The sequence below is a fragment of the Nocardia sp. XZ_19_385 genome, assembly GCF_015355755.1.
Lineage (GTDB): Bacteria > Actinomycetota > Actinomycetes > Mycobacteriales > Mycobacteriaceae > Nocardia.
On the sequence record NZ_JACVEE010000001.1, the window covers coordinates 43,235 to 69,104 of the forward strand.

The 25,870-nt window shown below is 67.0% G+C and carries 7 protein-coding genes and 2 pseudogenes (1 of these 9 only partly in view); 1 reads left to right on the forward strand and 8 read right to left on the reverse strand.

From position 1 onward, the window contains the following. From IBX22_RS00155 to IBX22_RS00185, 7 genes and pseudogenes are all read right to left on the reverse strand, one after another. A protein-coding gene (locus IBX22_RS00155) for a non-ribosomal peptide synthase/polyketide synthase (RefSeq protein ID WP_194813355.1) crosses the window boundary here: on the reverse strand, nucleotides 1–3,451 show its start. 17,399 nt of this gene lie to the left of the window's left edge; the window shows 3,451 of its 20,850 coding nt (coding positions 1–3,451); the start codon lies at nucleotides 3,449–3,451; its stop codon lies beyond the left edge, outside the window. Then, entirely contained in the window at nucleotides 3,452–18,658 is a 15,207-nt protein-coding gene (locus tag IBX22_RS00160) for a non-ribosomal peptide synthetase (RefSeq protein WP_194813356.1), read from the reverse strand. 661 nt (nucleotides 18,659–19,319) lie between these two features. Continuing rightward, nucleotides 19,320–20,291, reverse strand: a complete 972-nt coding sequence (locus tag IBX22_RS00165) for a glycine betaine ABC transporter substrate-binding protein (protein WP_194813357.1) — start codon at nucleotides 20,289–20,291, stop codon at nucleotides 19,320–19,322. Continuing rightward, nucleotides 20,288–21,025, reverse strand: coding sequence for an ABC transporter permease (locus tag IBX22_RS00170; protein WP_194813358.1), 738 nt, complete (start codon nucleotides 21,023–21,025; stop codon nucleotides 20,288–20,290). Before IBX22_RS00170 ends, IBX22_RS00165 begins: the two co-directional genes overlap by 4 nt. After that, nucleotides 21,022–22,316: pseudogene (locus IBX22_RS00175) on the reverse strand (ATP-binding cassette domain-containing protein). The gene IBX22_RS00170 and the pseudogene IBX22_RS00175 overlap by 4 nt, the downstream one beginning before the upstream one ends. After that, nucleotides 22,313–22,957, reverse strand: coding sequence for an ABC transporter permease (locus IBX22_RS00180; protein ID WP_194813359.1), 645 nt, complete (start codon nucleotides 22,955–22,957; stop codon nucleotides 22,313–22,315). Before IBX22_RS00180 ends, IBX22_RS00175 begins: the two are co-directional and overlap by 4 nt. Nucleotides 22,958–23,101: 144 nt before the next feature. After that, nucleotides 23,102–24,034 carry a TauD/TfdA family dioxygenase gene (locus IBX22_RS00185; RefSeq protein ID WP_194813360.1) on the reverse strand — a complete coding sequence of 311 codons (933 nt, stop codon included), beginning with the start codon at nucleotides 24,032–24,034 and terminating at the stop codon, nucleotides 23,102–23,104. A 119-nt stretch (nucleotides 24,035–24,153) separates the two neighbouring features. Here IBX22_RS00185 and IBX22_RS00190 point away from each other — a divergent pair, with 119 nt between their 5' ends. Next, complete coding sequence (locus IBX22_RS00190) at nucleotides 24,154–24,852, forward strand: hypothetical protein (protein WP_194813361.1); 699 nt, start codon at nucleotides 24,154–24,156, stop codon at nucleotides 24,850–24,852. Between the two features lie 20 nt (nucleotides 24,853–24,872). On the opposite strand, the pseudogene IBX22_RS00195 reads toward IBX22_RS00190, so the two are convergent. Beyond that, nucleotides 24,873–25,822, reverse strand: a pseudogene (locus IBX22_RS00195) (GlxA family transcriptional regulator). Nucleotides 25,823–25,870: the final 48 nt, after the last annotated feature.

Below are 25,870 nucleotides of genomic sequence, written 5' to 3' on the forward strand. Positions count from 1 at the left end.
CGAGCACCTGCTGGACGGGCACCCCGTCGGCGTCGGCGAAGATGGTGCGCAAACTTTCGTGGCGGGCGACGACATCGCCGATCGCGGCGCGCAACGCCGGCACATCCAGCCCGCGCAACCGCACTGCGAGGGGAATGTTGAAGGTGGCGGAGGGACCCTCCAACCGGTGGATGAACCATAGTCGCCGCTGCCCGAACGACAACGGGATCGCTTGCGGCCGAGGCACTGCCGACACCGCCGGACGGGTCTGAACCCCGGTATCGAGCCGGGTCGCCAACTGCGCCACCGTCGGCGCGTCGAATATCGTCCGGATCGCGACCTCGGCGCCCAGGGCTACCCGAATCCGGCTGGCCAGGCGCGTCGCCAGCAGTGAATGGCCGCCCAGCGCGAAGAAGTTGTCATCGATGCCGACCTGTTCGAGTCCGAGAATGTCGGCGAACAACGCTGCCAAGCGGTGTTCCTCGTCGGTGCTCGGCGCCCGATATCGCAGCGCCGACCGGAGATCCGGGATCGGCAGTGTCGCACGATCCACCTTGCCGCTCGCGGTCAACGGCACCGAGTCGATCACCAGCACCACCGTCGGCACCATGAAGTCCGGCAACCGCTCGGCCGCGAATCGGCGCACCTCGGCACCATCGAGTTCCGGGGTGTCCGCGTTCCCGTTGGTACGGATGCCGCTCTCGGCGGACGTGGTTCGATCGGCGACCACGTATCCGACCAACTGCTTGCCGCCGGTGTCGGTTTCCCGCGCGACCACCACGGCTTGCGACACCGAAGGATGTTGTGCCAGAACGGTTTCCACCTCGGCCGGCTCGACCCGAAACCCGCGGATCTTGACCTGATCGTCGACCCGCCCCGCGAACTCCAACTGCCCGTCGGCGTTCCAGCGCACCACATCACCGGTGCGGTAGAGCCGACCGCCGCTCGCATCGAACGGGTCTGCGACAAACCGCGCCGCCGTCAGACCGGCCTTACCGTGATATCCGCGCGCCAACTGCGCACCGGCCACATACAACTCACCAGCGACCCCGACAGGAACCGGCGACAACCACGAATCCAGCACGTAGGCCCGCATATTGGCCACCGGACCGCCGATCGGCACCACCGCGTCCGATCCACTGTCGGGCACCCGATAGGCGGTCACGTCGACCGTCCCCTCCGTCGGGCCGTACAGGTTATCGATCCAGACACCACCGAACGCGGACTGCACCGCGCGCACCAATGCCGCGGTGAGTGTGTCCGCACCGGTATTTACCTGCCGCAAACTCTCGAACGGATTGCCCGGCAACGATTCCGAGTGTTCGACCAGCGCCGTCAACAGCGGCGGTGTCGCGAACATCTTCGTCACCGACCGGGTTTCGGCCAGCCGCGCGATCTCCGCCGGATCCGAGCGCTGCTCACTGGCGATCACCAGTGCCGCGCCACCACACAGGGCAGGCCAGATCTCGTAGGTGGAGGCATCGAACGCGACCGACGAATGCACCAGCACCCGATCCGCGGGCCCGGCCGTCCACGCCTGAGCCACCAGGTGCGCCACGTTGCGATGAGTGATCGCAACACCTTTCGGCACACCCGTAGAACCGGACGTATAGATCACATACGCCAAGTTCTGTGTGCCCGGCAGTCGACGGGCGACGGCGTCGTCCACGGCGGATACCGGTTGCTCGGCGGCATCGAGGTCATCGACATGCAGCTGCGGTATCGCGGTGTGCGGCAAGAGTTCCGCGGTCGCGTGATCGGTGACGAGCGCGACCGGCGCGGCATCGGCGAGGACGAACGCCAGCCGATCCGAGGGATAGGCTGGATCGATCGGCAGATACCCGCCACCCGCCTTCAGCACCGCCAGCAACGCCACGATCAACTCCGCCGAGCGGGGCAACGCGACCGCGACGATACTGTCGGGACCCACCCCGAGCGTCACCAGGAAATGCGCGAGCTGATCGGCCCGGGAGTCCAGGTCCCCGTAGGTCAGCTCGGTGTCACCGCAGAGCACCGCGACCGCATCCGGTGACCGATCGACCTGCGTCTGGAACAGCTCGATGAGGCTCAGTTCGGGAACGTCGGCGGTGGTCTCGTTCCACCGCTCCAGCACCCGCTCGCGTTCCTCCGCGTCGAGTACATCGATCGACCCCACCGGCACGTCCGGGTTGGCCGCGATCGCGCGCAATATCCGGGTGAACCGCGCCGCGATCGCCTCGATCGTGGACCGGTCGAACAGGTCCGTCGAGTATTCGACGTGCATGTCCCAGCCGGGTCCGTCGCCATTGCCGCGGGCACCGTCAGCCGGTTCGCCGACGTTGAAGGCCAGATCGAAGCGGGAGGTCTTCGCGTCCAGGGCATACGGTTCGAACCCGACCCCCGCCAGCTCCAGCGTCGGCGCGGCGTTGTTCTGCATGCTCAGCAGCACCTGGAACAAGGGATGGTGTGCTGCCGAGCGGACCGGGTTGAGCAGCTCCACCAGCAGTTCGAACGGGAGATCCTGATTCTCGTAGGCGGCCAGGGCTTTCGTTCTGACCTGGCCGAGAATGTCGGTGAACGTAGCGTCCGGCGACACCTGGGTCCGCAGCACCCACGTGTTGATGAAGAAGCCGACCAGGTCGTTCAGGGCGTCGTCGGTGCGGCCCGCGATCGGCGAGCCGAGCGGAATGTCTTCCCCGGCACCGAGTTTGAACATCAGGACCGCCAGTGCCGACTGCAACACCATCGAGGCGGTCGCGCCGTCCCGGCCCGCCAATCGTTCCAGCCCGACCCTGGTCCGGCCGTCGATACCGAACACCATCAGATCGCCTGCGTAACTCGCCACCCGCGGCCGCGGCCGATCCACCGGCAGCCGCAACTGCTCCGGCAGGCCGTCGAGTTCGGCACGCCAGTAATCGAATTGGCGGGACCGCACGCTGTCCGGATCATCCGGCGAACCCAGCAGCTCCTGCTGCCACAGCGTGTAATCCGCATACTGCACAGGCAGGGGCTGCCACTCGGGCTGCCGCCCCTGCCGCCGCGCCGCGTAGGCCTCCGAGAGATCCCGCAACAACGGCGCCATCGACCAGCCGTCACCGGCGATGTGATGGATCAGCAGCACGAGCACACACTCGTCGGCGGCACACCGGAAGACGCTGGTGCGTATCGGAATTTCCGAGGACAGGTCGAACGCGTAGCGGGTCGCCGCGGTCACCGCCCCGGCCAGCTCGGCGGGCGCGACATCGGTGACCGTCACCGGTACCTCGACCTCGCCGATGTCGAGGACGCGCTGGGCGGGAACGCCGTCGGATTCGACGAAGATCGTGCGCAGACTCTCGTGGCGGGCAACGACATCGCCGACCGCGGCCGCGAAGGCCGAGGCGTCGAATACGCCGGCCAACCGGACCGTCACCGGCATGTTGTAGGTCGCCGACGGTCCTTCGAGCTGGTGGATGAACCACAACCGGCGCTGGGCGAATGACAGTGGAATCATCTAGCTCACCTCTCGATTCATCCTGCGCAGAGCCGGCCGGCGTGATGGCGCGAGCTGCGGCCACCTGGCGGCGAGTTCGGCGACGGTGGCCGCCTCGAACATCACGCGGATCGGGACTTCGACGCCGAGCACTGCCCGGATCCGGCTGGTCAGACGAGTCGCCAGCAGGGAGTGACCGCCGAGCGCGAAGAAGCTGTCGTCGATACCGACGCGGCCGATGCCCAGGATTTCGGCGAACAATTCCGCCAAGGTCTGTTCCCGCTCGGTGCGCGGCGCGCGATAGTTGCTCGCGGACACCCATTCCGGGGCCGGCAGCGCCGCGCGATCGAGCTTGCCGTTGGCGGTCAACGGCACCGCGTCGATCACCATCACCACCGTCGGCACCATGAAGTCGGGCAACCGCTCGGCCACGAACCCGCGAACACTGGTGGGCAGCAGGGTGTCCTGTGGGTTGTTGGCATACGCGGATGGGTCACCCAGCTCGGCCGGAGGCGCGTACACATCGGTCAGTGGCCGCCCCTGCGCCGTCGCGTCTTCGAAGAAGACCGCGTCCATCCGGCCCGGTTCCGCAGACCAGGTCACGGCCGTCGTGTATCCGAGTTTCCGGCCCAGCGCGTGCAGGTCCTCGGGCAGCAGACCCGCTTCGGCCCGGTCGGTGATGGCGTCGAGGGTGCCTTCGAAATCCGCTGCGAGCAGGCCGGTTCGATCACCGGCCGCGACCGGCAGTCCCGCCCGGATCCGGTCCGTGACCGCGATCTGACCGGCCAGCCCGGCGTGCGGGATACCCGTGACGCGAACACCGTCGGGATGTTCGGCACGCAGCAGCGCGTCGAGCGACTCATGGTCGCAGAACACCACTTCCGGGGTCTCGGCGGCCGACAGCGCTTGCGTGCTGGTCTTCCGCAAAACCACGTCGTATCGGTACCGGGTCAGCTCGTTGATCGAGCAGCCGCGTTTGAGTTCGATATCGATCGCGCCGATATCGAGGCCACGACCCAGCGCGAGGAAATACTCCGGCGCCAGCAGCAGTTCCTTTTCCGCCGCGATATCCCGGCGGACGCGTTCCTCGACCACCACGGGGTCGTCGCCGCCGTAACGGCTGACCTGCACGGCGGTGGCGAACTGCTCCAGCAGGGCCAGATTGCGGACGTCGCCGAGGAAGATCGATCCGCCGGGAGCCAGCAGCCGGAGGATCTGCTCGATGACGCGACGGAGGTAGCGTTCGCCGGGGAAGTACTGGACCACGGAGTTCAGAATCACGGTGTCGAAATAGTTTTCGGGCAGTCCGGTGACGTCGTCGGCCGGCTGAGCGCGCAAGACCACACGATCGGCGAATGCCGCGTCGAGTTCGTTCACCTGGCGCTGCAGCGTCTTGATTGTCGCGACCGAAAAGTCCGTCGCCCAGTATTCGGCACACTCCGGCGCCACCTGGGACAGCACCAGGCCCGAACCCACACCGATCTCGAGCACCCGCTGGGGCCGCAGTTCCCGAATGCTGTCGACCGTGGCCGACCGCCACTCCCGCATCTGCGCCAAGGGGATCGGCTGCCCCGTGTAACTGCTGTTCCAGCCACCGAAATCAGTGCCGAACCCGTTCGTGCCGGCCAGCTGCGGGTCGTAGTCCTGCTGGGCGTTGCTGACACTGTTCGCGTCCTCAGCACTGCCGCCCGCCGCGGAGTACAGGTCGTCGTACACCCGGCGCCACTGCCCCACCATCTCGTCTTCCCCGAGGACCGGCCCGGTCCGGTCGGCGACCACATACCCGACCAGCTGGGTGCCGCCGACATCGCCGTCGTGCGCCACGACCACGGCTTGAGACACGGCGGGATGTTGCGCCAGAACGCTTTCCACCTCACCCGGTTCGACGCGGAAGCCGCGGATCTTGACCTGGTCGTCGACCCGGCCCGCGAACTCCAACTGCCCGTCGGCGTTCCAGCGCACGACGTCACCGGTGCGATACAACCGGCCGGCGCCGTCCGGGTCGAACGGGTCGGCCACGAACCGGGCCGCGGTCAGTCCCGCGCGCCCGAGGTAGCCGCGCGCCAACTGCGCACCGGCCACATACAGTTCGCCCGCGACGCCGACCGGCACGGGGGCCAACCACGAATCCAGCACGAACACCCGGGTATTCGTTCGCGGCACCCCGATCGGCACCGGGCCGTCGTCCGTGGTCACCGCGTCGTAATGGGTCACGCACGCGGTCGTCTCGGTGGGACCGTAACCGTTGACCACGCGCGCGTCGGGGTACTTCGCATGCAACCGGTGCACGACGCCGGCTGTCAGCTCGGCGCCACCGGCGATGATCCCGCGCAAACTCCGCAGGGGGTCGCCCGGCAGGGATTCGTCGTGATCGAGCAACGCGGACAGCATCGGCGGTGTGGCGAACATCTTCGTCACACCCCGGGTCTCGATCAGGCGGGTGATCTCGACCAGATCCGAGCGCTGCTCCGTGGCCAGCACCACCGTCGCGCCGCCGGCCAACGCCGGCCAGATCTCATAGGTGGAAGCGTCGAAGGCGATCGAGGTGTGCACGAGCACCCGATCGGCGGCGCTGGTCGTCCACGCCTGTGCGACCAGGTTCACCACGTTGCGGTGCGTCACCGCAACACCTTTCGGCACACCGGTGGAACCGGAGGTATAGATCACATACGCCAACTGCGCCGGCTGCGGCAGACCGGGCACGACGCCGTCCGCGCCGACCTGACGGGTATCGATGCAGAGGAGTCGCTCCGGCGGGCAGGGCAACAGGTGCGCGGTCGCCGAATCGGTGACCACGACGACCGGATCAGCATCGGTGAGCACGAACGCCAGCCGTTCCGAGGGATAGGCCGGATCGATCGGCAGATACCCGCCACCGGCCTTCAGCACGCCCAGCAGGGCCACGATCAGCTCCGCGGTCCGGGGCAAGGCGACCGCGACGATACTGTCGGCGCCCACCCCGCGCGCGACCAAGGTCTGCGCGAGACGATCGGCCTGACTGTCGAGTTCCCGGTAAGTCAGTTCGGTGTCACCGCAGACCACCGCGACCGCATCCGGTGTCCGTTCGACCTGTGCCTGGACCAACCCGACGACAGTGGATTCACGGACGTCGACGGTGGTCTCGTTCCAGCGATACAGCACACGGTCGCGTTCGCCGGCATCGAGCACATCGATCGACCCGACCGGCGTACCCGGCTCGGCCACCACTTGGCGCAATATCTGCACGAACCGGGCGGCCATCGTCTCCACCGTGGACTCGTCGAACAACTCCGTCGCGTACTCGACGAACCCGCCCCACCCGGCACCCGCCGGTGCGTCGGCGACGTTGAAGAACAAGTCGAATCGTGCGGCGGCGATGGAGGCGTTGTAGGACTCGAAGCGCAGTCCCGGCAGTTCGAGGGTGGGCAGCGCGTTGTTCTGGAACGCCAGCGACACCTGGAACAGCGGATGATGGGCTGCCGAGCGAACGGGGTTGAGCAGTTCGACCAGCAGCTCGAACGGGACGTCTTGGTTTTCGTATCCGGCCAAGGCTTTCGCCCGGACCTGGGCGAGGACCTCGGCGAACGATGCACCCGGCGCCACCGCCGCCCGCAGCACCCACGTGTTGACGAAGAACCCGACGAGATCGCTCAACGCGTCATCGGTACGCCCGGCGATCGGGGCGCCGATCGGAATATCTTCTCCCGCACCGAGTTTGAACAACAGAACCGCCAGCGCCGACTGCAACACCATCGACACCGTCGCGCCTTCGGCGGCGGCCAATCGCTCGACCGCCGTACGGATCTCGGGCTCGATGTCGAACAGCACCATGTCACCGCGGTAGCTCGCCACCCGCGGGCGCGGGCGGTCGGTAGGCAGTCGCAACTGGTCGGGCAAACCGTCGAGTTCACTACGCCAGTAATCGAATTGGCGGGACAGCACACTGTGCGGATCTTTCGGCGACCCCAGCAGCTCCTGCTGCCACAGCGTGTAATCCACGTACTGCACCGGCAACGGCCGCCACTCCGGCGCCTTGTGCTCCAGTCGCGCCGCGTATGCCGTTGCCAGATCGCGCAGCAGCGGCGCCATCGACCAGCCGTCACCGGCGATGTGGTGGATCAGCAGCACGAGCACACACTCGTCGGCGCCGCATCGGAACACGGTGGCGCGGATCGGAATTTCCGAGGTCAGGTCGAACCCGTACCGCATGGCCGTGGTCAACTCGGCGTGCTCGACCGGCACGCCATGGGTGTCGATCACCGTGACCGGCGCTTCGATACCCGCCGCGTCGAGGACCCGCTGGGACGGGACACCGTCGGCTTCGGCGAATACCGTTCGCAAGCTCTCGTGCCGGGCGATCACGTCACCGACCGCCGCGCTGAACGCCGCCGCATCGAACGCGCCCGTCAACCGGACCGCCAACGGCATGTTGTAGGTGGCCGAGAGCCCTTCGAGGCGGTGGATGAACCACAACCGCCGCTGCGCGAACGACAACGGGACGACCTCCGGGCGGGGCCGAGCCGACAATGCCGGGCGCAGTTGCACTTCGGCGTCGAGCCGGGTCGCCAGCTGGGCCACCGTCGGAGCGTCGAACACCGTGCGGATCGACACCTCGACACCCAGCACCACGCGAATGCGGCTGGTGAGGCGAGTGGCCAGCAGGGAGTGACCGCCCAGAGCGAAGAAGTCGTCGTCCATGCCGACCCGGTCGAGGCCGAGGATTTCGGCGAACAAGTCGGCCAGGATTCGTTCCCGCTCGCTGCCCGGCGCCCGGTACTCCCGGGCGGCGGCGAACTCCGGATCGGGCAGCGCCTTCCGATCGAGCTTGCCGCCGGCGGTCAACGGCATCGCGTCGAGCACCAGCACCGTCGCGGGAACCATGAAGTCCGGCAACCGATCAGCCGCCCAGCGACGCACGTCGGCGGCCAGCAAACCGGCCTGCGGATTGTTCGCGAACGCGCTGAGAACGCTCGCCGAAGCCGGTGCGGGATACACATCGGTCAGCGGACGGCCCTGAACCGCAGCGGGTTCCAGGAAAACCGCCTCCATCTGCCCCGGCTCCACCGACCACGTGACCGCCGTCGTGTATCCGAGTTCTTGCCCCAGCACATGGAGGTCCTCGGGCAGGAGACCCGCACCCGCCCGGTCAGCCATGGCGTCGAGCGTTCCTTCGAAACCGACGCCGCGAGTGCCGGTGCCGGGGAGTCCGGCGCGGATTCGCTGCGTCACCTCGATCTCGCTGGTCAGTCCGAGGTGCGGGATGCCGGTCACGCGGATGCCGTCGGGATGCCGGGTCTGCAACAGCGAGCGCAACCACTCGTGGTCGCGGAAAACGGCTTTCGGAGTATGGGCGACCGAGAATGGCGCCGCCGGGGCCTTGTGCAGGACGACGTCGTAGCGGTACCGCGTCAACTCATCGACCGAGTAACCGCGCTTGAGCCGGATATCGACAGCATCGAAACCGGCTGTCGCACCGCACAACACCGAGAAGTACTCCGGCGCCAGCAACAGCTCCTGCTCGGCCGCGATGTCCCGGCGAACCCGATCAACCACCGCCGCCGGGTCGTCACCGCCATTGCGGCTGATCTGCACCGCGGTCGCGAACTCCTCGAGCAACGCGAAATTGCGCACGTCACCCACGAACACCGCACCACCGGGCGCCAGCAACCCCGCAACCCGCTCGAGCACCGTCCGCAGATAGGCCTGACTGGGGAAATACTGGATGACGGAGTTCACCACCACAGTGTCGAAATAACTTTCGGGCAGACCGTCGATATCGTCGGCCGGTTGCGCCCGCAGTACGACACGGTCAGCGAATTCCGCGCCGAGTTCGTTCACCTGTCGTTGCAGCGTGCCGATCGTCGCGGCCGAGAAATCTGTCGCCCAGTATTCGGCGCAGTCGGGTGCGAGCTGCGACATCAACAGACCTGAACCCACGCCGATTTCGAGCACCCGCTGTGGCTGCAATTCCCGGATGCGGTCGACAGTGGCCGACCGCCATTCCCGCATCTGCTCCAAGGGAATCGGCTCGCCGGTGTAGCTGCTGTTCCAGCCACCGAAACCGGCGCCGAGCTCGGTCACAGGCTCCAAATCGGGCTGGGCGCTGTCGCTCCCGGTGTCGGCGGCCGAATACAGCTCGTCGTACACCCGACGCCACTGACCGACCAGTTCGTCTTGACCAACGGCGGGGCCCGACCGGTCGGCCACCACATATCCGACCAGCTGCTTACCCTCGGAGTCGCCGCGCGCGACCACCACGGCCTGCGAGATCGAAGGATGTTGCGCCAGAACGGTTTCAACTTCGCCCGGTTCGACGCGGAAGCCGCGGATCTTTACCTGATCATCGCTGCGGCCCGCGAACTCCAGCTGCCCGCTGGCATTCCAGCGCACCACATCACCGGTCCGATACAACCGGCCGCCCGTCGGGTCGAACGGGTCGGCAACGAACCGCGCGGCAGTCAAACCCGCACGACCGTGGTACCCGCGCGCCAACTGCGCACCGGCCACATACAGTTCGCCCGCTACGCCGACAGGAACCGGCGCCAACCACGAATCCAGCACGTACACACGCGCATTGGCGACCGGCGCGCCGATCGGCACCACCGCACCCAGCACGTCGCGCGACGCATCGGGCACGGCGAAGGCCGTCACATCGACGGTGGCCTCGGTCGGACCGTACAGGTTCTCGATCCGGACACCGCCGAACCGGGATTCCATCGCGTGCACCAGTGCCGTGGTGAGCGTGTCAGCTCCGGTGTGCACCTGCCGCAAACTCTGGAATACGTTGCCGGGCAACGATTCCGCGTGTTCGACCAGCGCCGACAACAACGGCGGCGTCGCGAACATCTTCGTTACCGACCAGGTTTCGACCAGGCGTGTGATCTCCCCCGGATCCGAACGCTGCTCGCCCGCGACCACCAGTGCGGCGCCACCGCACAGGGCAGGCCAGATCTCATAGGTCGAGGCGTCGAACGCGATCGACGAATGCACCAGCACCCGATCCTCGGACACCACGGGCCACGCCTGAGCAACCAGGTTCACCACGTTGCGGTGGGTGATCCCCACGCCCTTCGGCACACCCGTGGAACCGGACGTGTAGATGACGTACGCCAAATTCTGCGGGGACACCACGACATCCGGGGTCCAGTCGGCCACGTCGACGGTGTCGAGGTCGTCCAGGCACAGGTGCGGTATCGCGCTGGGCGGCAACTCTTTCGCTGTCCCCCGATCGGTCACGACGACAACCGGATCGGCGTCGGCCAGCACGAACGCCAGCCGATCCGAGGGGTAGGCCGGATCGATCGGCAGGTACCCGCCGCCCGCCCGCAACACACCCAGCATCGCCACTATGAGATCGGCGGAGCGCGGCAAAGCCACCGCGACGAGGGTGTCGGGCCTTACTCCCCGCGCAGCCAGCGCTCGCGCCAGCTGCCCGGCGCGGGTATCCAGTTCCCGATAGGTCAGCTGGGTGTCCGCGCAGACCACCGCGACGGCATCCGGCGTTCGACGGACCTGCGCCTGGAACAGCTCGACCAGCGTGGTGTCGGGGACCGTGAGAGCGGTGTCGTTCCAGCGATCCAGCACCAGTGCGCGTTCCGCGCCCGCCAGCACCTCGACCGACCCGACCGGGACACCCGGGTCCGAGACCAGCTGATGCAGCAACCGCACCCAGCGCGCCGCCATCGTCTCGACCGTGGACCGATCGAACAATTCCGTCGCGTACTCGACGAACCCTTCCCACCCGGCGCCCGCGGGCGCATCGGAGACGTTGAAGAACAGGTCGAAGCGCGAGGTCGCGGTCGGCGCGGGGCGGCGCTCGATGCCCACCCCCGAAAGCTGGAGGTCCGGCAGCGTGTTGTTCTGGAATGCCAGCGTCACCTGGAACAGCGGATGATGTGCGGCCGAGCGGGCCGGGTTGAGCAGTTCGACGAGCAACTCGAACGGAATGTCCTGGTTCTCGTATCCGGCCAGGGCTTTCACCCGTACCTGGCTCAGGATCTCGGTGAAGGAGGCTCCCGGATCCACGGTCGCGCGCAGCACCCAGGTGTTGACGAAGAAGCCGACCAGATCGGTGAGGGCGTCATCGGTACGCCCGGCGATCGGGGCGCCGATCGGAATATCTTCCCCCGCACCGAGTTTGGACAGCAGCACGGCCAGCGCCGACTGCAGCACCATCGACACCGTCGCGCCTTCACGAGCCGCCAGGCGCTCGACGGCGGCCCGAATCTCGGGATCGATGTCGAACAGCGCCATGTCGCCGCGGTAACTCGCCACGCGCGGGCGCGGGCGATCCATCGGCAACCGCAGCTGCTCGGGCAGACCGTCGAGCTCAACCCGCCAGTACTCGAACTGTTGCGCCAGCACGCTGTGCGGATCGGCCGCCGAACCCAGCAACTCGCGCTGCCACAGTGTGTAATCCACGTATTGCACGGGCAACGGCTGCCACTCCGGCGCCCGATGCTCCAGGCGCGCGGAGTATGCCGCCGACAGATCCCGGAGCAACGGTGTCAACGACCAGCCGTCACCGGCAATGTGATGCATCAGCAAGACCAGCACCACGTCGTCGACGTCGCACCGGAAGACGTCGGCGCGGATCGGAATCTCCGAGGACAGATCGAATCCGTATTGCGCTGCCGCGGTCACCATCGTGTCCAGCTCGGCCGTCGACAGGGCGTCGGCCGCGGTCTCGGTGAACGGCACCTCGACGCTGCCGGCATCCAGCACCCGCTGCGACGGCACGCCCTCCGCGTCGACGAAGATCGTGCGCAGGCTCTCGTGCCGGACGACCACATCGTCGATCGCGGCGCGCAACGCCGAGACATCCGCGCCGCGCAGCCGCACCGCCAACGCCATGTTGTAAGTGGCGGAAGGGCCTTCGAGCCGGTGGATGAACCACAGCCGCCGCTGCGCGTACGACAACGGCACGATATCCGGACGCTCCCCGGCCGACAGGCTCGGGCGCACCCGCAGACCCGCGTCGAGCCGGGCGGCCAGCTGCGCCACGGTCGGCGCGTCGAACACCGTCCGGATCGGCACCTCGACGCCCAGAACCGACCGGATCCGGCTGGCCAGGCGGGTGGCCAGCAGCGAATGACCGCCCAGCTCGAAGAAGTTGTCGTCCGCGCCGACTCGGTCCCGTTTGAGGACCTCGGCGAACAACTCGGTCAGGACCCGCTCCTGCTCGCCCTCCGGCGCCCGGTACCCTGCCGACGACACCAATTCCGGTTCCGGCAACGCCGCGCGATCCAGTTTCCCGTTCGCGGTCATCGGCATCGCGTCGAGGACCATGACCGCCGCGGGCACCATGAAGTCCGGCAACCGCTCAGCGGCGAATCGGCGCACGTCCTCCCCGGTTTGGTCAGCGACGACGTATCCGATCAATTGCTTGCCGCCGGTGCCGAGATCGCGGGCTACCACCACCGCTTGCGATACCGCAGGATGTTGCGCGAGAACGGTTTCGACCTCGCCGGGTTCGACACGGAAGCCCCGGATCTTCACCTGGTCATCGATGCGGCCCGCGAACTCCAGTACCCCTGCCGAGGTCCAGCGCACGACGTCACCGGTGCGATACAACCGGCCACCAGCCGCATCGAACGGATCGGCGACGAACCGGGCGGCAGTCAAACCAGCCTTGCCGTGGTAGCCGCGCGCCAACTGCGCACCAGCCACATACAGCTCACCCGCGACACCGACAGGCGCCGGTGACAGGCACGAATCCAGCACGTACACACGCACATTGGCCAACGCGGACCCGATCGGCACCGAGACGTCGTTCGAAACCGCATCCGTGTCGAACACCGTCGCGAACACCGTGGTCTCGGTCGGCCCATAACCATTGGTGACCTGAACATCGCCGATGCGGTCTTTCAACCGACCGACCAATCCGGAAGGAAGCTCGGCGCCACCGGCGATTACCTGCGACAGACTGCGGAAGGGGTTGTCCGGCAAGGGTTCCGCGTGATCGAGTACCGCCGACAGCAACGCCGGGGTCGCGAACATCTTGGTCACCGACCCGTCTGCGATCAACCCGGTGATCTCGGCCGGGTCCGAACGCTGCGCACCGGCCAGCACCACGGCGCCGCCACTGATCAGCGCGGGCCAGATCTCATAGGTAGAAGCATCGAAGGCAACCGAGGAGTGGACCAGCACCCGCTCCCCCGGGCCGGTCGACCACGTCTGGGAAGCCAGATTCAGCACGTTACGGTGGCTGACAGCAACACCTTTGGGCACACCGGTGGAACCCGAGGTGTAGATCAGATACGCCAAAGCCTCCGGCCGCACCGGCACGGCCCGGTTGCCGATGTCCGCGCCACTGAAGTCGAGGGTATCGAGATAGAGGTGTGGCGTAGTGGCGTGCGGCAATACCCGTGCCGTGTCGTGGTCGGTCAGGACGACGGCAGGCGCGGCATCACCGAGGATGAACGCCAGCCGATCCGAGGGATAGGCCGGGTCGATCGGCAGGTACCCGCCACCAGCTTTCAGTACCGCGAGCAACGCCACGATCAGATCCACTGATCGGGGCAGGGCGACCGCGACGATGACATCGGAACTCACCCCGCGCGAGATCAATATCTGCGCGAGCCGATCGGCGCGACCATCGAGTTCCCGATACGACAACTCGCCGTCGGCGGCCACGACGGCCACGGCGTCCGGGGACGCGACGACTCGTTCTCGGAACAGCTCGACCACCGTGCTGTGCCGGTCGACCGGCACAGCGGTGTCATTCCACCTGTGCAGCACCAGTTCTCGTTCGTCACCGCCGAGAACATCGATTGCTCCCACCAGGCTGTCCGGAGCCGCCACGACCTGCCGGAGTGTCCGCACCAACCGCGCCGCGGTGGCCTCGATCGTGGACCGGTCGAACAGGTCGGTGGCGTACTCGATGTAGCCCTCCCAGCTACCGGTCGGGCCGTCACCGATGTTGAAGGTCAAGTCGAAGCGCGAGGTGGTACTGGCCGGGGAACGACCGTCGACCTCGACTCCCGGGAGCTCCAAGGCGGGCAGGGGGTTGTCTTGCAGGGTCAGCAGGACCTGGAACAACGGGTGGTAGGCCGACGAGCGGGCCGGGTTGAGCAACTCCACCAGCAACTCGAACGGTGCGTCCTGATTCTCGTACGCCGCCAAGGCTTTCGCCCGGACCTGAGCGAGGATCTCGGCGAACGACGCCGCCGGATCGACCGCGGTGCGCAGCACCCAGGTGTTGACGAAGAACCCGACCAGATCGGTCAACGCGTCATCGGTACGACCGGCGATCGGCGCACCGATCGGAATATCCTGTCCCGCACCGAGTTTGAACAGCAAAACCGCCAATGCCGACTGCAACACCATCGACACCGTCGCGCCCTGATCGGCGGCCAACCGCTCGACCGCCGTACGGATCTCGGGATCGATGTCGAACAGCACCATGTCACCGCGATAGCTCGCCACCCGCGGGCGCGGCCGGTCGGTCGGCAACCGCAACTGCTCGGGCAGTCCACCGAGTTCGGCGCGCCAATAGTCGAACTGGTCCGACAGCATGCTGTCAGGATCGGTCGCGGACCCGAGCAGTTCCTGCTGCCACAGCGTGTAATCCACGTACTGCACCGGCAACGGCCGCCACTTCGGCGCCCGCTGTTCCAGCCGGGCCGCGTAAGCCGCCGACAGGTCCCGCAACAGTGTGGTCGCCGACCAGCCGTCACCGGCGATGTGATGGAACAAGAACACCAGCATCCAGTCATCGACGCCGCGGCGGAACACCGAGGCCCGGATCGGGATCTGCGTGGACAGATCGAACCGATACCGCGCCGCCTCGGCGACTGCCGCATCCACATCGACGGCATCGGTGACGATCACCGGCACCTCGATGCTGTCGAAGTCGACCACCCGCTGGGCCGGGATGCCGTCGGTTTCGATGTATACGGTGCGCAGACTCTCGTGCCGGGCAATCACATCGGCGACCGCCGTGGCGAAGGCGGATGTGTCGAACGCGCCCGTCAATCGTGCCGTCAGCGGGACGTTGTAAGTGGCGGAAGGGCCTTCGAGCCGGTGGATGAACCACAACCGCCGCTGCGCGTACGACAGCGGGACCACGTCCGGGCGCTGCCGGGCCGACAGCATCGGGCGCACCCGGATACCCGCGTCGAGCCGAGTCGCCAGCCGCGCCACGGTCGGAGCGTCGAAGACCGTCCGGATCGGGACCTCGACCCCCAGGACCGCTCGAATCCGGCTGATCAGGTGTGTGGCCGACAACGAGTGCCCGCCCAGTTCGAAGAAGCTGTCGTCGGCGCCGACTCGGTCGCGGCCGAGAACCTCACCGAACAGCTCGGCCAGCACCTGCTCACCTGCACCGCGGGGGGCGCGATACCGGCGCGAGGACACCATCGACGGCGCCGGCAACGCGGCGCGATCGAGCTTCCCGTTCGCGGTCAACGGCACCGTGTCGATCACCAGCACCACCGCGGGCACCATGAACTCCGGGAGCCGCTCGGCCGCGAACTGTCGCAGTTCCCCGCCGAGGGCCGCCCGCGCATCGTCGTCGCCCGATTCGCGGTCGGTGACCACATACCCGACCAGCTGCTGGTTGCCGCCGATGTCGCGAGCTACCACCACGGCTCGCGAGACCGAAGGATGCTGGGCCAGAACGGTTTCGATCTCACCGGGCTCGACCCGGAAGCCGCGGATCTTGACCTGATCGTCGGCTCGGCCGACGAACTCCAGAACGCCTGCCGTCGTCCAGCGCGCGACATCGCCGGTGCGGTACAGCCTGCCGCCACCGGCCGGGTCGAAGGGATCGGCCACGAACCGCGCCGCGGTCAACCCCGCTCGGCCGCGATAGCCCCGCGCCAACTGCGCACCGGCTACATACAATTCGCCGACCGCGCCCACCGGAACCGGCGCCAACGCCGAATCCAGCACGAACACCCGCATATTCCCCAGCGGCGTCCCGATCGGGCTGCCACTCCGATCGGCATGTGCCGCAACCAGATCGAGCCGTGTCACGTGCACGGTGGTTTCGGTGATTCCGTACATGTTCACCAGCGCCGGCCCGTCATCGCCGCCCGCCGAGTACCACCTGCGCAGGTGGGCGGGGTTCAGCGCTTCGCCGCCGAAGATCACCATGCGCAGGTCGGAATCCGCTCGGCCGCTGACCGAGCGAGCTTCGGCGAGCGCGTTGAAGGCCGAGGGAGTCTGATTGAGGACGGTCACTCCCGCGTCGACCACCAGATCCCACAGCTGTGCCGGAGTACGCACGACATCCCACGGCACGACGACGACGCGGCCGCCGTGCAGGAGCGCACCCCAGATCTCCCAGACCGAGAAGTCGAACGCCTGGGAATGGCACCAGGCCCAGACGTCGCCGGTACCGAACTCGCACCACTGAGCTGTACTCAGGAACAGCGAGGCGACGTTGGCGTGGGTGACGGCGACGCCCTTCGGCGTGCCGGTGGAGCCGGAGGTGTAGATCAGGTAGGCCATGTTGCCGGGCCGAGGCGTGGCGGTGCGCGCGACACCGGAAGGTGCTGCCTCGGCGTCCTCGAGCAAGATATGCGGGACATTGCTGTGCGGCAGCGATTTCGACGTAGCACCGTCGGTGAGGACCGCGATCGGCGCGGCATCGCCGAGCACGAATGCCAGCCGTTCCGGCGGATAGGCCGGATCGATCGGCAGATAGGCGCCGCCGGCCTTCAGCACCGCCAGGATCGCGACGATCAGCTCTGCCGACCTCGGCACTGCCACCGCCACGACACTGTCCGGCCGCACGCCATGCGAAATCAAGGTCCGCGCAATCTGTTCGGCCCTGCGATCGAGCTCTCGGTAGGAGAGCTCGGCCGCACCGGCGGCCACCGCCACCGCGTCCGGCCACTGCGCCACGCGCTCTTCGAACAAGCCGAGCAGGGTCGCCGCCGAATCGACCGGCGTCGCCGTGTCGTTCCACGTCTCGAGCACCAGGCTGCGCTCCGCGCCGAGCAGATCCACCGCCCCGATCGGCGCGGCCGGATCGGCGACCGCCTGCCCCAGGTAGCGCGCGATCGATTCGAGATAGCCGTGCAGGTCGTCCTCGGTGTAGACCCGCGCGTCGCCCTCCAGCCGCAGGTAACCGCCGCGCGCCGCCTGGCGCTCATAGGAGAAGATGATCGACAGATCCCCGCTGGTCCCGGCCGAGAAGACCTGGAGGTCGGCCGTGCCGTCCGCCATCCGCAACGCCCCGAAGAACGACATGACGTTGACGACCGGGCCCAAGCCGTCAGCCTTCGCGTTCGACATCTTCAGGTCGCGCCGGATGTTCGACATCCCGTAGCGCAGATGGTCTTTGGCGCTGGAGACGCTGTCGTGGATCCGCTCGGCGAGCTCCGCCAGCGACAGGCTGTTGCTCGACCGCACCAGCAGCGGAACCGTATCCGAGAGCTGGCAGGGCGTCCGGCTCGCGATGGCCGTCTGGTTGGAAACCGGCATCTGGACGCAGAATTCGTCACGCGACGCGTGCCGCTGGACAGCGGCCGCCGCCACCGCCATCAGCAGGTAGGGCAGCCGGAGACCGATCGATTCCGCGGAGCTGGTCAGCTCCCGCAGTTCCACACCGGACAGGCTGCGGGTGCAGCCGACTCGCCCTGGTTTGGCGTCGGGCTCGGCGTTGCCCGGGAGCCGGACGGGTTCGGTTCCGGCCGGGATCGCCCGGCGCCAGTACTCCTGGTCGATCGGCTGTCGGTCGCGACGATACGCCCGGTCACTGTCGAGGATGTCTTCTGCGCTCACGAAACCGGCGGGCGGGACCGGGGTCCCGCTCACCGAGGCACCATAGACATCGAGCACGCGCTGGGTCCACGTGGCTACGCCGACACCGTCCATGATGATGTGGTGAAAACACATCGACAACACATGGTGTCCGTCACCGACTTTGAGTAGCGCGACCCGGAGCAGGCAATCTCGCTCGAGATCGAAACCTACCTCGCGTTCCCGCGACATATAGTCGAGCGCAGCCGATTTCGGGTCCGGCCGGTCGGTGAGGTCGAGGTAAGTCGGCTTCCAAGCACTGACGTCACGCTCGACCTGCTCTGGCCCCTCGGACTCCGCGACGAAATTGACTGTCAGCGACTCCGATTCGGCAAACACCCGGCGCAGGGCGTCGAAAAAGCGGCGGATTTCCAGCTCGGCGTGGATATCCGCGTAAACGATACAGTTGTTCGGGATGTCTGACAGCTCGTGCGCCAGCCACAGTTCTTTCTGAATCGCCGTCGAACTACGCCGGAGTGAATTTGTAACGGATTGCATGGCCTATTTCCCTCGCTTGTCGCCTAGGCTGGGCGGTGCCGATCCACCGGCCAGCAACGCCAAGCACCAAAACCATTGCTGCACTTGCTCAGACGGCACTACTCAGCCGGAGCGCACCGCAGCCCGCACCCGAGCGTCCCTGCCCGGATCCCGGGGTGCGCAAATAGACCCTGACCTCCACTGACTGCGCTGTAGCGAATTTGGACAATCGTTCGACTTTTCCGAAGTCGAAGCCCCCGACCCATGGCGCGGCGTACTGGATCAGTATGTCGCAATCCGGGCGAATGTCGTTGTAATACTGCATAATTCGCCGCCGTACCGGGGATTAACAAACTTCCGTACGGTTATATCACCCATACAGTGACCGAATACCGAATACCCGGTTCGTTCACAGCATGACCGATGGTCGGGACAGCAAATTAGTGAAGCATAAGCCGGTGTCCGACAATCAATTCGGTCACCGATGAGCAAGGGGGCAAGCAAAACCGGGTAACGCGCGCAGGAGCCGTGCAGTGGGTGTACTGGGCCTAAACGTTGAGTGACGCGGATGCGGTTGCGGCTGAGTGTGTTCGTCTGTTGTGCGGACCATGATAATCACAGTGCATGCACCAGCCGGTGTTAGCCCGGTCGAGACGCGTGTCGCGCCCGCACCCAGTCCTCGCTAGCCGACCAGCTTTTCGCCCCGGAGCCAGTCGTAGGCGACGTCGGAGGGGTCTTCGCCGTCGATGTCGACGCGGCCGTTGAGGTCCTGCATGAGCTGGTCGGTCAGGCGCTCGGAGATGGTGCCGAGCAGGGCGCGAAGCTGGGGGTACTCCTCGATGATCGCGCCGCGGACGACGGCGGTGCCGCTGTAGGGGAGGAAGAACTTCTTGTCGTCGTCCAGGACCGACAGGCCGAGGTTCTTGACCCGGCCGTCGGTGGTGTACACCATGCCGAAGTTGCAGGGCGCGCTCTTGGCCGTCGCCGGGTAGACGACGCCGGCGTCCATCCGGGTGACGTTGGCCGCGGGCAGGCCGTTCGGATCGTTGTACGGCATACCGTATTTCACCAGCATCGGCAGGAAACCGTCCGAGCGGCTGAAGAATTCGTCGTCGACGCAGAAGGTGCGGTCGGCGACGGGCAGCGCGGCGACATCCGACAGCGACTTCACCTGCAGGCGTTGCGCGGTCGGGGTGGACGCGGCGAAAGCATAGGTGTCGTTGAAGTTCGCCGGGGGCAGCCACTCCAGGTTGTTGTCGCGCTTCTCGATGTCGTGCACTCGCTGCCACAGCTCGTGCGGGTCCACGATCGTCTCGGTCTGGTTGTGGTAGTTCACCCAGCCGGTGCCCGTGTACTCCCACAGGATGTCGGCGTCACCGTTGAGCTGGGCCTGCCGCGAGGACGCCGATCCGGGCGCCCCGGTCAGGTCGGTGACCTCGGCGCCGGCCGCGGCCAGGTAGGTCGCGGTGATCTTGCCGAGCAGCACGCCCTCGGTGAAGCTCTTGGAGGTGACGACCAGCTTCGCGCCGTCCAGCGGCCGCGCACCGTCCGGGAGGCTCGAGTCGTGGAACGTGCCCGATGAGCTCACCAGCCCGCACCCGGCGAGCAGCGTAACTACCAGTAGCGCAATCGATCCGGCCCGTATCGACCTCATGACACACCTCGCGGAGTCGCGGCCAATTCGACCAGCCGGCCGAGCCAGTCGATGACCAGCGCCAGCAGACCGACCAGAATCGCGCCGGAGATGAGCAGTTTGGGCAGGAACAGGGTGACGCCGGTGGTGATCAGCGTGCCGAGGCTCGTCGCCCCGATGAAGGTGCTCAGCGTCGCGGTGCCGACCAGGATGACCAGCGCGGTACGCACGCCGTTGAGAATCACCGGGACCGCGAGCGGCAACTCGACCTGGAACAGGGTGCGCGCCGCCGAGAAACCGATGCCGCGGGACGCCTCGATCGTGCGCTGGTCCACCTGCCGCAACCCGACGATCGTGTTCTGCAGGATCGGCAGAATCGCGTACACCACGAGACCGACCACGGCGGTACGGAATCCGGTGCCCAGCCAGAACGTGAACAGCACGAGCAGGCCGACCGCGGGCGCGGCCTGGCCGATATTGGCGACATTGACGGCGACCGTCTCGAACCGCTGCAACGCGGGCCGGGTCAGGGCGATACCCAGCGGAATCGCGACCACGACCACGATCAGCGTGGCCACCACGGTCAGCTTGATGTGCGCGAGGATCGTGGTCTGCAAATTGGCCCAGGCCAGCGATGCCTGCTCGGTCGAGGTGAAGGTGCTGGACCGGTACCAGAGCAGGTAGCCGATACCGATGGCCAGGATGATGATCGGCTCGAACCAGACGTCGATCGGTATGCGGCGCAACCGATTCATGTCGGCTCACCGGGCGCGGTGACCGCCAGGGATCCGGGTTCGTCGTCGGCGGCGACCACCGGGGTGGGCGCGGGATCGGTTCCGTCGACGTAAGTTTCGTAGGAAAGGTCCTCCTCTTCGGGGTGCCCTCCGCGAGCTTGTTCCGGATCAGCTCGGTCACCGCCCCGATGCTCAGCGAGCCGACGACGGCGCCGCGGCCATCGGTGACCAGCGTGGCTCCCTGACTGGTCGCGAGCATCTCGTCGAACGCGTCGTTGAGCGTCGAGGATCGCGCCACGACCGGCAACCGGCGATCCAGGAAGTCCGAAACCTCGGGTTTGGTCGCCACTTCCGTGAGCGAGGGCCACGACCGCGGCCGCCCGGCCGGGTCGACGACCACGATCCAGCTGTGCCCCGCCGCCTTCGCCCGGGCGATCACGTCCCCCGACGGTTCACCGATCCGAGCGGTGAACACCTTGTCGTACTCCACATCTCGCACCCGCGACACCGTCAGATAGGCCAGCTTCGCTCCGGATCCGACGAACTCCTCGACGAACGGCGTGGCCGGATCGGTGAGGATCTCCTCCGGTGTGGCGTACTGCTCGATGTGCCCGCCCTCCGACAGGATCAGCACCTTGTCCCCGAGCTTGGTGGCTTCCTCGAAATCGTGGGTGACGATCACGATGGTTTTGCCGAGCTCGTGCTGAATCGCGATCAGGCTGTCCTGCAGGCGAACCCGGGTGATCGGGTCGACCGCGCCGAACGGCTCGTCCATGAGCAGCACCGGCGGATCGGCGGCGAGCGCCCGTGCCACGCCGACGCGCTGCTGCTGTCCGCCGGACATGTCCTTGGGTAGCCGGTCCGCGAAGGTGCCGGGATCGAGGCCGACCAGGTCGAGCAGATATTCGGTGCGCTCGGCGATCCGCTTCTTGTCCCAGCCGAGCACCCGCGGAATCGCGCCGATGTTCTTGGCCACCGACCAGTGCGGGAACAAGCCGCCGGATTGGATGACGTACCCGATGGACTGCCGCAGCTTGTCCGGATCCTCTTTCGTGACGTCCCGGCCGTCGATCAGGATCCGCCCCTCGGTGGGCTCGATCAGCCGGTTGATCATCTTGAGGGTGGTGGTCTTCCCGCAGCCGGACGGGCCGACGAACGCGACGATCTGGCCCGCCTCGATCTCCAGGTCCAGGCGTTCGACCGCCGGTTTCTCCTGTCCCCGATAGCGTTTGACGACACCGTCCAGCGCGATCGACGCGCCCGTCACATTGCGTTCCGCCGGAACCGGCCGGAGGGTCACAGCATCGGTCATGACAGTCCCTTCGCGATGGTGAGGCGTCCCAGCAGGACGAGGAGCGCGTCGAACACCAACGCGATCGCGACGATGAGAATGGTTCCGGTCAGCGCCATTTCGAGGGCGTTCGCGCCGCCGAGCCGGGACAGGCCGTTGAAGATCAGCGATCCCAGACCAGGGCCCAGGACGTAGGCGACGATGGCGGCGACGCCGACCACCATCTGGGTCGAGACCCGGATGCCGGTAAGGATCACCGGCCAGGCGATCGGCAATTCGATGGTGCACAGAATCCGCCACCGGGACAGCCCGATACCGCGCGCGGACTCGATGACCGAGGCCGGCACCGAACGCAATCCCACGATCGCGTTACCGATCACCGGCAAGGTCGCGAAGAACGCCAGCATGAGGAACGAGGGCACCACGCCGAGCCCGAACGGGACCAGCAGCAGTGCCAGCAGTGCCAGCGAGGGAATCGTCAAAGCCACCCGGCTGGAAGTCAGCGTGAGCGAGGACAGCAGCGGCAGCCGATAGACCGCCACCGCCACCACCACGGCGACGATCGTCCCGACCAGTACCGTCTGCAACGCCAGCGACGCGTGCTGATAGGTCAGGAACGTCAGCAGCTCGCCCCGCCCCCGGATATAGCTCCACAAATGCACGGGATTCCCCTTGTCGGCCGAAGACCGGGTCGGTTCCTGTCTGCATGATCACCGGACACGTGAGCCACTGGACAGTAGTCGATCGCGCACGCCCTGCCAGCGGGCGGCGCGCGGTAGTTGACATGCTGTTATGCCGTTGTGGCCTTATGCCGCCCGCCGCGCCTGGACCGGCGAGTAGTACCCGGCATCACCGGCGATCACGACGCTGGATCGCCCGTCGACGCCGACCGGAATATCACCGGCCAGCGTGATCCTGGTCAGTTTGCGGCGCTCGGCGCCGTCGTAGTCGTCGATGGCGTAATGCTGGGTGGCACGGTTGTCCCAGATCGCCACGTCGCCCGGCGACCAATTCCAGCGAGTGGTGTTCTCCAGCCGGGTGATCCGGTGCTGGAACAGCTGGAACAGCGCCTTCGACTCGCTGCCGGACAGCCCTGCCAGTTCCTTCACGAAGCAGCCCAGCAGCAGGGCACGCTCCCCTGTCTCGGGATGAACCTCGACCACGGGATGCTCGGTCTCGAAGTACGCCGATTCGAACTCGCGCCGATAGGCCGCGGAATTCGCCTCCGACGCGCGGCCTTCCCCGGCGTAGTCGTACAGGTTGGTGTGCCGGGCGCGCAGGCTCTCGGCCAATACTTTGAGTGGTTCGGGCAGCGCGTCGTACGCCGCGACCGTCGAGGCCCAGGTGGTCGAGCCGCCGTAACTGGGCAGCGTGACCGCTCGCAGGATCGACGCCTTCGGCACCCGATCGACGAAGGTGACATCGGTGTGCCAGACGTTCGAGCGGCCGTGCTGCGAATCGATCGCCAGGCTCTTCGACCCCGTCGCGTTCAGCGTTGGATGCGGAGTGGTCGGGCTGCCGAGCAATTCCGCGAACTCGTACTGCCCGTCCTCGGTCAGATGATCCTGGCCTTGGAAGAAGATCACCTTGTGCTCGTGCAGCGCCGATCGAATGGCGGCGACCGTGCGTGCACCCAGGTCACCGCCGAGTCGCACCCCCTCGATTCGCGCGCCGATGTGAGCGCCGAGCTTGACCACGCGCACCGCGGTTCCGGATTCGGCAGAGCTGGCAACGGACATGCGTGGGGCCTTTCGCTGGAACCGGGCAACTAGCGAGACGAAACCACCTTTCGACCGGCGCGAACACCTTTAGAGTCACTGCGATCGAATCCCGTTGAGCACTACTGCATGATGGGCGCATGCTCCCCACCGACGACCTGGCCCGGGCAGCTCGCCGCCGAGCCGTGATCGACACGCCCCTCGGGAAGGTCGAGTTCGCTGTCACACTCGGATCGACTGTGCTGCCGGCCGAGCCGGATACCCTGTGGCGCTTGCCGAACGGTGCGCACCTGCACCGCTGGCAACACCACACCGCGACGGTGGATCTCCTGATCGGGAGCATCGACGTCCCGGCCTGGGACGGCGGTGCCCCGGTCCCGATGTGGGCTGCGATCTGGCAGGTGAAAGCCAAAACGGCGGTGTCCGGACTGGTCGTCGCGGCCGAACTGACCGACCTCCCGGCCGACGCCTTCGGCGGCCCGGACTCCGGCGAATGCCTGGCCGCCGTCAGCGTCGAAAACGAGCACTTCATGGTGTCGATCGGCGGCCCGGACTCCGAACTACTCGCCCTGCAGGCCGCGGACGGCCGCCTGATGCCCGCCGACTGGGCCGACCTGCTGCCACCCAACGTGCCCGAGGGTTCCACCGAATACGGTGTGCACTACACGGATCCGGCCGGGGTCGCCTGGCACCTACCCGGCCTGGCCGCCGCGGAAGTGGCCCGCCTGTGCGTCGCCACCGCCTGGTGCCCGCACGACGACGACCGCCCCGCCGCCTGGTTCGCAGTCGACATTCCCCTGGACACCGCCTACCTGCACCTGGTTGCGGAGCCGGGCTGACTGGTAGCCCAGGCGAGTGGTCACCCATCCGACAGGCTGGTGCGGAACCGGGCGCGGTAGGCGGAGGGGCTTACGCCCAAGTGGCGGAGGAAGACTCGGCGGAGGGATTCGTCGCTGCCCAGGCCGGAGCGCCGGGCGGACCCGGTGACGGATTCACCGGATTCCAGCATGGATTGGGCGGCTTCCAGGCGGACGGTTTCGACGAAGGCGGCCGGGGTGGTGTCGAGATGTTCGCGAAACAGGCGGGTGAGGTGGCGGACGCTCAGGGCGACGCGGGTGGCCATGGCGGGCAAGGAGTGGTCAGCCGCCGGGTCGGCGAGGATGTCGTCGAGCAGGGCGCGCAGTGGATCGTGGCGGGGACGCGGTAGCCGGGAGGCTACCGAGAATTGGGATTGGCCGCCCGGGCGTTGCAGGAATACCACCAGGTCCCGGGCTACTTCTCGGGCCAGGTGCGCGCCTTCGTCTTCCTCTACGAGGGCGAGGGCCAGATCGATGCCCGCGCTGACTCCGGCGGAGGTGTAGACCGAGCCGTCGCGGACGTAAATGGCATCGGGTTCGACGGTGATTTTCGGATGGGCGCGGGCGAGAACACCGGTATGCCGCCAATGAGTGGTGGCGCGGCGGCCATCCAGGACACCGGCCTGAGCCAAGGCGAATGCCCCGGTGCAGACCGAGGCGATGCGGCGCGCGGAGGCGACGAAAGCCGGTATCGCCTCGACCATTTGGACGGAGCGGGCGCGTGCGGCAACTGGCTCGAACCGGGCACGATAACGGTGTGCGCGCCGCGGATTTCCGCGTAGGACGCGCCCACCGTGAGACTCGTGCCCGCCGAGGCGCGAACCGGTGCGCCGGTCGGCGAACAGAGGACGAGTTCGTAGTCGCCACCCAATTCCGTTGCGGTACTGAAGACTTCCATGGGCGCGGTGGCATCGAGCAATCGGACGCCTTCGTATACCGCTACCGCGATCATGCGACTCACCTGGTCAGACTAATGGCCGAATCTGTGGGGTTCCCGTCC